Genomic DNA, 2500 nt, shown 5'->3' with positions numbered 1-2500 from the left:
CTGCAATGTGGACTCAAAGATTATAGAAGAATGATTTGGGAAGATCAGCCAAAGAGAGTAACAGCCTCGTATTTAAAATAGTCTTTGTACCTAGCAGTATCCTGAGTACGGCGGGACACGTGAAATCCCGTCGGAATCTGGGAGGACCATCTCCCAACCCTAAATACTCCCTAGTGACCGATAGTGAACCAGTACCGTGAGGGAAAGGTGAAAAGCACCCCGGGAGGGGAGTGAAATAGAACCTGAAACCGTGTGCCTACAACAAGTTCGAGCCCGTTAATGGGTGAGAGCGTGCCTTTTGTAGAATGAACCGGCGAGTTACGATATGATGCGAGGTTAAGTTGAAGAGACGGAGCCGCAGGGAAACCGAGTCTGAATAGGGCGCCTTAGTATCATGTCGTAGACCCGAAACCATGTGACCTACCCATGAGCAGGTTGAAGGTGCGGTAAGACGCACTGGAGGACCGAACCAGGGCACGTTGAAAAGTGCTTGGATGACTTGTGGGTAGCGGAGAAATTCCAAACGAACTTGGAGATAGCTGGTTCTCTCCGAAATAGCTTTAGGGCTAGCGTCGACATAAAGATTCTTGGAGGTAGAGCACTGTTTGGGTGAGGGGTCCATCCCGGATTACCAATCTCAGATAAACTCCGAATGCCAATGAATTATGGTCGGCAGTCAGACTGCGAGTGCTAAGATCCGTAGTCGAAAGGGAAACAGCCCAGACCACCAGCTAAGGTCCCAAAATAATTGTTAAGTGGAAAAGGATGTGGGGTTGCACAGACAACTAGGATGTTAGCTTAGAAGCAGCTATTCATTCAAAGAGTGCGTAATAGCTCACTAGTCGAGTGACCCTGCGCCGAAAATGTACCGGGGCTAAAACAATTTACCGAAGCTGTGGATACCTTTATAGGTATGGTAGGAGAGCGTTCTATGTGTGAAGAAGGTATACCGTGAGGAGTGCTGGAACGCATAGAAGTGAGAATGCCGGTATGAGTAGCGAAAGACAGGTGAGAATCCTGTCCACCGTAAGACTAAGGTTTCCAGGGGAAGGCTCGTCCGCCCTGGGTTAGTCGGGACCTAAGGAGAGACCGAAAGGTGTATCCGATGGACAACAGGTTGATATTCCTGTACTAGAGTATGTAGTGATGGAGGGACGCAGTAGGCTAACTAAAGCAGACGAATGGAAGTGTCTGTCTAAGCAGTGAGGTGTGATATGAGTCAAATGCTTATATCTATAACATTGAGCTGTGATGGGGAGCGAAGTTTAGTAGCGAAGTTAGTGACGTCACACTGCCAAGAAAAGCTTCTAGCGTTTAAACATACTCTACCCGTACCGCAAACCGACACAGGTAGTCGAGGCGAGTAGCCTCAGGTGAGCGAGAGAACTCTCGTTAAGGAACTCGGCAAAATGACCCCGTAACTTCGGGAGAAGGGGTGCTGACTTTAAGTCAGCCGCAGTGAATAGGCCCAAGCAACTGTTTATCAAAAACACAGCTCTCTGCTAAATCGTAAGATGATGTATAGGGGGTGACGCCTGCCCGGTGCTGGAAGGTTAAGAGGAGTGCTTAGGAGTAATCCGAAGGTATGAATTGAAGCCCCAGTAAACGGCGGCCGTAACTATAACGGTCCTAAGGTAGCGAAATTCCTTGTCGGGTAAGTTCCGACCCGCACGAAAGGCGTAATGATTTGGGCACTGTCTCAACGAGAGACTCGGTGAAATTTTAGTACCTGTGAAGATGCAGGTTACCCGCGACAGGACGGAAAGACCCCATGGAGCTTTACTGCAGTTTGATATTGAGTGTCTGTACCACATGTACAGGATAGGTAGGAGTCTATGAGATCGGGACGCCAGTTTCGAAGGAGACGTTGTTGGGATACTACCCTTGTGTTATGGCCACTCTAACCCGGATAGGTTATCCCTATCGGAGACAGTGTCTGACGGGCAGTTTGACTGGGGCGGTCGCCTCCTAAAAGGTAACGGAGGCGCCCAAAGGTTCCCTCAGAATGGTTGGAAATCATTCGCAGAGTGTAAAGGTATAAGGGAGCTTGACTGCGAGAGCTACAACTCGAGCAGGGACGAAAGTCGGGCTTAGTGATCCGGTGGTTCCGTATGGAAGGGCCATCGCTCAACGGATAAAAGCTACCCTGGGGATAACAGGCTTATCTCCCCCAAGAGTTCACATCGACGGGGAGGTTTGGCACCTCGATGTCGGCTCGTCGCATCCTGGGGCTGTAGTCGGTCCCAAGGGTTGGGCTGTTCGCCCATTAAAGCGGCACGCGAGCTGGGTTCAGAACGTCGTGAGACAGTTCGGTCCCTATCCGTCGCGGGCGTAGGAAATTTGAGAGGATCTGCTCCTAGTACGAGAGGACCAGAGTGGACTTACCGCTGGTGTACCAGTTGTCTTGCCAAAGGCATCGCTGGGTAGCTATGTAGGGAAGGGATAAACGCTGAAAGCATCTAAGTGTGAAACCCACCTCAAGATGAGATTTCCCATGATT

The 2500-nt window shown here is 50.1% G+C and carries 1 rRNA gene (cut by a window edge); it reads left to right on the top strand.

What is annotated here, in order from left to right:
• Positions 1 to 2500, top strand: a 23S ribosomal RNA gene (locus tag PCY17_RS11920) (its annotated part extends 298 nt beyond the left edge of the window); the annotation flags it as partial.

It is taken from the genome of Streptococcus sp. SO2 (genome assembly GCF_030440025.1).
The sequence above is the reverse complement of the archived record's forward strand: the minus strand, read 5'-3'. Positions and strand labels throughout refer to the sequence as shown.